Here is a 6,043-nt window from a genome sequence, read left to right as displayed (position 1 = left end):
GGAGATCGACTTCGCCGTCAACCTCATGATCGACGCAGCGGGGGTGGGCGGACGGTGATCTTCGAGAAGGTTGTGCGTCCCCGGTTGTTCCGGATCGGGGGTGGGGACGCCGAGGTGGCGCACGAGTGGACCCTCGCGCGGCTGGCCTCGGTGGCTCGGCGGCCGGGGGTCCTGGCGGCGTTGCGGGCGCGGTACTTCCGGGCGGCGCCGCGGACCGTGTTCGGGGTGGAGTTCCCGAATCCGGTCGGGTTGGCGGCCGGGATGGACAAGAACGGCGTGGCGCTGCCGGCCTGGTCGGCGCTGGGCTTCGGCTTCGTCGAGGTCGGCACGGTCACCGCGCACCCCCAGCCGGGCAACCCCCGGCCCCGGCTGTTCCGGCTGCGCGACAGCGAGGCCGTGGTCAACCGGATGGGCTTCAACAACGCCGGCGCCGACGCCCTCGCGGCCCGGCTGGCGGCGCTGCCGCGCCCGCTCGGCGTCCCGCTGGGCATCTCGCTCGGCAAGTCCAAGGTGACCCCGCTGGACGAGGCCGTCGAGGACTACCTCGCCTCCTACCGCGCGCTCAAGGGGCACGGGGACTACTTCGCGGTCAACGTGTCCTCACCGAACACTCCGGGGCTGCGGTCCCTCCAGGACCGGTCCCACCTGGACGCGCTGCTCGCGGCCCTGGTGGGGGAGAAGCCGGTGCTCGTGAAGATCGCCCCCGACCTCACCGAGCCGGCCGTCGCCGAGCTGCTGGAGGTCTGCCTCGACCGCGGCGCGGCCGGGGTGATCGCCACCAACACCACCCTGGCCCGCGACGGGCTCGCCCCGGCCGACCGGGCCTCGGGCGCGGAGACCGGCGGCCTCTCCGGCCGCCCGCTGACCGACCGCGCCCGCGAGATGGTCGCCTTCGTGCACCGCGAGACCGGCGGCCGGCTGCCGGTGATCGGCGTGGGCGGCATCCTCGACCCGGACGACGCCACCCGGATGTTCGACGCCGGGGCGAGCCTCGTCCAGCTCTACACCGGTTTCATCTACCGGGGCCCGGCCCTGGTCCGGTCGGTGGCCCGGGCGGCCGCCCGGCACTGACCGGGCGCCCGGACACCACGAAGGAGAACCGTGACGCCCGAGGAGATCCTCGCCGCCGACCGCAGACACGTCTGGCACCCGTACGCGGCCCTGCCGCCGGCCAGCCCACCGTACGTGGTGGACAGTGCCGAGGGCGTGCGGCTGCGGCTGGCAGACGGCCGGGAACTGGTCGACGGGATGTCGTCCTGGTGGGCGGCGATCCACGGCTACCGGCACCCGGTGCTGGACGCGGCCGTCACCGACCAGCTCGGCCGGATGAGCCACGTCATGTTCGGCGGCCTCACCCACGAGCCCGCGGTACGCCTGGCACGGACCCTGGTGGAGCTGGCCCCGGACGGCCTGGAGCACGTCTTCCTGGCCGACTCCGGCTCGGTCAGCGTCGAGGTGGCGGTGAAGATGTGCCTGCAGTACCAGCGGGCCCTGGGGCGGCCGGAGCGCCGCCGGCTGGGCACCTGGCGCGGCGGCTACCACGGCGACACGTTCCACCCGATGAGCGTCTGCGACCCGGAGGGCGGCATGCACCACCTCTGGGGCGACGTGCTGCCCCGGCAGGTGTTCGCGCCGGTGCCACCGTCCGGTTTCGACACCCCGCCGGACCCGGCGTACGAGGCGGCGCTGGTGGACGCGGTGGAGCGGAACGCCGGGGAGCTGGCCGCGGTGATCGTCGAGCCGGTGGTGCAGGGCGCCGGCGGGATGCGCTTCCACCACCCGCACTACCTGCGGGTGCTGCGCGAGGTGACCCGGGCACACGGGATCCTGCTGGTCTTCGACGAGATCGCCACCGGCTTCGGCCGGACCGGCACCATGTTCGCGGCCGAGCACGCCGGGGTCGCCCCGGACGTGCTCTGCGTCGGCAAGGCGCTCACCGGCGGGTACCTCACCCTGGCCGCGGCGCTCTGCACCCCCGAGGTGGCCCGGGGCATCTCCGCCGACGGGGTGCTGGCGCACGGCCCCACCTTCATGGGCAACCCGCTCGCCTGCGCGGTCGCCAACGCCTCTCTCGGCCTCCTGCGGGCCGGGGACTGGCCGGGGCAGGTGGCAAGGGTCTCCGACGGGCTGCGGGCCGGCCTCGAGCCGCTGCGCGGCACCTCCGGGGTGGCCGACGTGCGGGTGCTCGGCGCGATCGGCGTGGTCCAGCTCGACCACGAGGTGGACATCCCGCGGGCGACCGCCGCCGCGGTCGCGCAGGGGGTCTGGCTACGGCCGTTCCGGGACCTGATCTACACCATGCCCCCGTACGTCACCGACGAAGCGGACGTGGCCCGGATCGCGGCCGGAGTCGAGGCGGCGGTCAAGGCGGGCTGAGCCCGCGGAAGGCCACCGGCGACCGGCGTCCGGTGGCGGCAGGACGGCCCGGCTGCCGCGCGGCGGCCGGGGACAGCACCACGAGCGGCGGCGTACCCGTCGCGGACAGCGCGGCGCGAGCCCGCACGAGGAGAGGGAGAGTCGCGATGGAAAGCTTCGGCACCCGCCTGCACCGGGCCGTGGCCGAGCGGGGACCGCTCTGCGTGGGCATCGACCCGCACCCGGGCCTGCTGACCCGCTGGGGGCTGCCCGACGACGTCGACGGCCTGGACCGGTTCTGCCGGATCGTGGTGGAGGCCATCGGCGACCGGGTTGCCGTGGTCAAGCCCCAGTCGGCGTTCTTCGAGCGCTTCGGGTCCCGCGGTGTCGGAATTCTTGAGTCAACTATCCGACAGTTGCGAAATGCGGGCTCGCTCGTTCTCCTCGACGTCAAGCGCGGCGACATCGGCTCGACGGTCACCGCGTACGCCTCGGCGTACCTTGATCCATCCAGCCCGCTGTATGTCGACGCGGTCACCGCGAGTCCCTACCTGGGGGTGGGTTCGCTCGCGCCGATGTTCGAGCTGGCGGCCGCGCACGGCGGCGGCGTCTTCGTCCTGGCGCTCACCTCGAATCCCGAGGGAGCCGCCGTGCAGCGCGCCGTCGGGACCGACGGGCGCACCGTGGCGCAGACCGTCATCGACGAGATTTCCCAGCTCAACCGGGGTGCCGAGCCGCTCGGCAGCTTCGGGCTGGTGGTCGGCGCGACGATCGGTGACACCGGTCACGACCTCACCGCGGTGAACGGTCCGCTGCTCGCCCCGGGGCTCGGCGCGCAGGGGGCGACGGCCGCCGACCTGCGTACCGTCTTCGGCTCCGCCCTGCCCTCGGTGCTGCCGTCGTACTCCCGGGAGGTGCTGGGCGCGGGGCCGGACCCGGCCGCGCTGCGCGCCGCCACCGACCGGGTGCTGGCCGAGTGCCGGACCGCCCTGCCACCCCGTGACTGACTGACGGCTCGGTCACTTTCCGTTGATCTTCGCGCGCCCACGTTGCCGAAAACGCCGTTGACCGCTAGTTTTCCCCGCGCTGGGAACCACTGACCCCTTTGGTTGCCAGCGACACCACGTTTCACAGCTGCGGTGGTGCGCCCCGCCCGCCGTACTAGGGACCTGAGGAGAACTGGTGCCGCTCCCGTCACTGACCCCCGAACAGCGCGCTGCCGCGCTGGAGAAGGCCGCGGAGATCCGCAAGGCCCGTGCTGAGCTGAAGGAGCAGCTCAAGCAGGGCAAGACCACCCTCGCCACCGTCCTCGAGCGGGCCGAGTCCGACGACGTCGTGGGCAAGCTGAAGGTTTCGGCCGTGCTCCAGGCGATGCCGGGCATCGGCAAGATCCGAGCCACCCAGATCATGGAGAAGCTCAAGATCGCTGACAGCCGCCGGCTGCGTGGCCTGGGCGAGCAGCAGCGCAAGGCGCTGCTTGGAGAGTTCGCCGCCAACTGAACGACCCACCGTGTAGAAACAAGCGGTGAGCACGGATGACGAGGCGCGCCCGGCGGCTCGGCTCACTGTCCTGGCCGGACCTTCGGGGACCGGCCGGGAGAGTGTCGTCGAGCTGGTCCGGGCGCGCTTTCCGTCCGTGTGGGTGCCGGTGGCCGCGACCACCCGGCCGGCCCGCCCCGGCGAGGTGGACGGCGTCGACCGGCTCTTCGTCGACGCGGGCGACTTCGACCGCATGGTCGCGGCCGACGAGCTGCTGGAGTGGAGCCGGATCGGGCCGTACCGGCGCGGGGTGCCGCGCGCGGGCGTGCGGTCCCGGCTCGCCGAGGGGCGGCCCGTGCTGCTCCCGCTGGACCTGCCGGGCGCGCTCGCCGTCCGGGCCGTGGCGCCGGACGCGCGGCTGGTGCTGCTCACCCCGCCCGCGTACCGGCCGGACCCCGCCGTCGCGGCCGCCTTCGCACACGCCGTCGTGCACGACCGGACCGAGCGCGCGGCCGAGGAGCTGGTAGGCTTGCTCGGTTCTTCCTTCCTGGCTCCGGCCCGACCGCGCCAGAGCGGTTGAGAGGCCACCGCCCCCGGGCGGTGCACAACGACGCAGAGGTTAATTCGTGGGATCCATCGCCAACCCCGAAGGCATCACCAACCCGCCGATCGACGAGCTCCTCGAGAAGACCACCTCGAAGTACGCGCTGGTCATCTTCGCGGCCAAGCGCGCGCGCCAGGTCAACGCCTACTACAGCCAGCTCGGTGAGGGCCTGCTGGAGTACGTCGGCCCGCTGGTGGAGACCACCCCCCAGGAGAAGCCGCTCTCCATCGCCATGCGCGAGATCAACGCGGGTCTGCTCACCGCCGAGCCGACCGACCAGCCGTAAGCCCCGCCCGCCCCGATGGCCGCCGAGATCGTCCTCGGGGTCGGTGGCGGCATCGCCGCCTACAAGGCGTGTGAGCTGCTCCGGCTCTTCACCGAGTCGGGTCACCGGGTCCGGGTCGTGCCGACCGCGTCGGCGCTCCGTTTCGTCGGGGCGCCGACCTGGGCCGCGCTCTCCGGCCAGCCGGTCGCCGACGACGTCTGGTCCGACGTGCACGAGGTGCCGCACGTCCGGCTCGGGCAGCACGCCGACCTGGTCGTGGTGGTGCCCACCACGGCCGACCTGCTCGCCAAGGCCGCCCACGGCCTCGCCGACGACCTGCTCACCAACACCCTGCTGACCGCGCGCTGCCCGGTGGTGCTCGCGCCGGCCATGCACACCGAGATGTGGGAACACCCGGCCACCGTCGCGAACGTGGCGACCCTCCGGTCCCGCGGCGTCCTGGTGATCGAGCCCGCGGTCGGCCGGCTCACCGGCAAGGACACCGGCAAGGGCCGGCTGCCCGACCCGGCCGAGATCTTCGCGGTCGCCCGCCGGGCCCTGGCCCGCGGCGGTGCCGTCCCCGCCGACCTGGCCGGCCGGCACGTGGTGGTCACCGCCGGCGGCACCCGCGAGCCGCTCGACCCGGTCCGCTTCCTCGGCAACCGCTCCTCGGGCAAGCAGGGCTACGCGTTCGCCCGCGCCGCCGTGGCCCGGGGCGCCCGGGTCACCCTGGTCTCGGCCAACGTCGCGCTCGCCGATCCGGCCGGTGCGGACCTGGTCCGGGTGGGCAGCACCGAGGAACTGCGCAAGGCCACCCTGGAGGCGGCCGCCGACGCCGACGCCGTGGTGATGGCCGCGGCGCCCGCCGATTTCCGCCCGGCGACGTACGCGCCCGGTAAGATCAAGAAGTCGGACGACGGCAGCGCGCCCACGATCGAGCTGGTCACCAACCCGGACATCGCGGCCGAGCTGGGCCGGCGCCGGCGGCCGGAGCAGGTGCTGGTGGTCTTCGCCGCGGAGACCGGCGACGCCGAGGCCAACGGCCGGGCCAAGCTCGCCCGCAAGCGCGCCGACCTCATCGTGATCAACGAGGTCGGGGTGGACAAGGTCTTCGGGGCCGAGACCAACGCCGCCACGGTGATCGGGGCGGACGGGTCGGTGCACCGGATGCCCGAGCAGCCCAAGGAGGACCTGGCCGACGCAGTCTGGGACCTCGTGGTCGCCCGGTTGGCGGAGCGGTCCTGACGGTTGGTCACTCTCCGGTTCGCCGGGTCACCCTGGGAGCACGGTGACTAAACTGCCGCCGAGCGACCTTTAAAAGTCTTCACATGCTTAGGAGT

General features: G+C 73.6%; 7 protein-coding genes. All 7 read left to right on the top strand.

From position 1 onward, the window contains the following. Positions 1–54 precede the first annotated feature (54 nt). The 7 genes from NFX44_RS31650 to coaBC all read left to right on the top strand — a co-directional run bounded on the left by NFX44_RS31650 (position 55) and on the right by coaBC (position 5,948). Positions 55–1,071: a quinone-dependent dihydroorotate dehydrogenase gene (locus NFX44_RS31650; protein WP_262287270.1), complete on the top strand. Its 1,017-nt coding sequence runs from the start codon at positions 55–57 to the stop codon at positions 1,069–1,071. A 30-nt stretch (positions 1,072–1,101) separates the two neighbouring features. Continuing rightward, positions 1,102–2,376 (top strand): adenosylmethionine--8-amino-7-oxononanoate transaminase, encoded by a 1,275-nt coding sequence (locus NFX44_RS31645; protein ID WP_262287264.1) that lies wholly within the window; start codon positions 1,102–1,104, stop codon positions 2,374–2,376. 146 nt (positions 2,377–2,522) lie between these two features. Next, positions 2,523–3,362 (top strand): orotidine-5'-phosphate decarboxylase, encoded by an 840-nt coding sequence (pyrF, locus tag NFX44_RS31640; RefSeq protein ID WP_262287263.1) that lies wholly within the window; start codon positions 2,523–2,525, stop codon positions 3,360–3,362. A 175-nt stretch (positions 3,363–3,537) separates the two neighbouring features. Next, positions 3,538–3,855, top strand: coding sequence for an integration host factor, actinobacterial type (gene mihF, locus NFX44_RS31635; RefSeq protein WP_013285515.1), 318 nt, complete (start codon positions 3,538–3,540; stop codon positions 3,853–3,855). A 25-nt stretch (positions 3,856–3,880) separates the two neighbouring features. After that, positions 3,881–4,414, top strand: a complete 534-nt coding sequence (locus tag NFX44_RS31630) for a guanylate kinase (protein ID WP_262287262.1) — start codon at positions 3,881–3,883, stop codon at positions 4,412–4,414. 46 nt (positions 4,415–4,460) lie between these two features. After that, positions 4,461–4,724, top strand: a complete 264-nt coding sequence (rpoZ, locus tag NFX44_RS31625; protein ID WP_007075826.1) for a DNA-directed RNA polymerase subunit omega — start codon at positions 4,461–4,463, stop codon at positions 4,722–4,724. A 15-nt stretch (positions 4,725–4,739) separates the two neighbouring features. Further along, entirely contained in the window at positions 4,740–5,948 is a 1,209-nt protein-coding gene (coaBC, locus tag NFX44_RS31620) for a bifunctional phosphopantothenoylcysteine decarboxylase/phosphopantothenate--cysteine ligase CoaBC (RefSeq protein ID WP_262287261.1), read from the top strand. Positions 5,949–6,043: the final 95 nt, after the last annotated feature.

The organism is Micromonospora sp. MA102, assembly GCF_025460765.1.
Taxonomy (GTDB): domain Bacteria; phylum Actinomycetota; class Actinomycetes; order Mycobacteriales; family Micromonosporaceae; genus Micromonospora; species Micromonospora halotolerans.
This window is presented reverse-complemented; position numbering and strand designations above follow the sequence as displayed.

What these genes read in the sequence shown, in the direction of transcription:
- pyrF (WP_262287263.1), top strand. Translation starts at nt 2,523, where the DNA reads ATGGAAAGCTTCGGCACCCGCCTGCACCGGGCCGTGGCCGAGCGGGGA.
- coaBC (WP_262287261.1), top strand. Translation starts at nt 4,740, where the DNA reads ATGGCCGCCGAGATCGTCCTCGGGGTCGGTGGCGGCATCGCCGCCTAC.